At 40.5% G+C, this 1,256-nt stretch carries 1 protein-coding gene; it reads left to right on the forward strand.

Annotation, left to right across the window (positions count from 1 at the left end; all coding sequences use genetic code 11):
- On the forward strand, nt 1–1,077 hold a 1,077-nt coding region (locus ACFILW_RS09795; RefSeq protein ID WP_375685730.1), incomplete at its 5' end, for a tyrosine-type recombinase/integrase.
- Between the last annotated feature and the right edge of the window lie 179 nt (nt 1,078–1,256).

The raw sequence follows: 1,256 nt of genomic DNA on the forward strand, positions 1-1,256 counted from the left end.
CGTAAAGATGGAGGTGCTCAATGGATTTATCGCTATACCATTCATGGTCGGCGCCGTGAAATGGGCTTGGGTGCCTTGAGAGATGTCTCTTTAAAACAAGCCCGTGAATTGGCAACTGGGTGGCGTTCTGTTTTGCATGAAGGGCGTGACCCCATTAAAGAACGCGATAAACAAAAGCGTGAGGCAATAAGCAATCTCCATTACTTAAAAGATATTGCTCTAGATGCTTTTGAAAGTCGTAAAGCTGAATTAAAAGATGATGGTAAGGCTGGAGACTGGTTTTTACCTTTACGGCTTTATATTCTGCCCAAATTAGGCTGTCTGCCGGTTTCTGAGATTACACAAACAGAAATACGCAATGTTCTTACTCCCATTTGGCATTCAAAAGCTGCAACAGCAGAGAAAGCACTGAATCGTCTTAATATATGTCTCAAACATGCGGCTGCCTTAGGATTAGATGTTGATTTACAAGCAACAACAAAAGCACGTGCTCTTTTAGGTAAACAACTCCATAAAACACAAAATATACCAGCCATGGATTGGAAAGATGTTCCTGCCTTTTATCAGACACTCAGTAAAACGATAACAATGACACATTTAGCTTTGCGCTTGCTTATTCTGACAGGGGTTCGTACACGCCCTTTACGTTATATCCATAAAGATCAGATTGAAGGTGATATCTGGACAATCCCTGCTGAAAATATGAAAGGAAAGCGTGATACTACAAAAGAGTTTCGTGTGCCTTTATCAACAGAGGCATTAGACATTTTAAAACAAGCGCGCTCGCTTTCACGCAATGATTTCTTTTTTTCTGCAACTGGTCGAGGTCCTCTTGGTGAGAATTGCATGTCACAATATATGCAACAGATTGGACTTGAAGCACGTCCGCATGGATTTCGCTCTAGTTTACGCGATTGGCTTGCTGAAACAACCGATGCCCCCTATGAAGTCGCTGAAACCATTCTAGGTCATACAGTTGGCGGCAAAGTAGAGCGTGCCTATCGTCGTACTGACTATCTAGAACAGCGTCGTGTCTATATGGATAAATGGGCGGCATATGTCACTGGTCAATCTTAAGATATGGGGTGCATAACCCCATGATCTGTGGATAACTTTAGCTCTCTTCTCTCTCATTCTTTCTCAATAAGATTCATCACGTATCACATCAGAAATTGTATAATAAAATATTGTTTTCTATAAATAAAACATCTTTCTAAATGAACCAAAATGTGGTTAATAAATAGTTATGATTTGTT

Origin of the sequence: Bartonella sp. TT110JLCBS (assembly GCF_042193405.1) — a bacterium.
Classification (GTDB): Bacteria; Pseudomonadota; Alphaproteobacteria; order Rhizobiales; family Rhizobiaceae; genus Bartonella.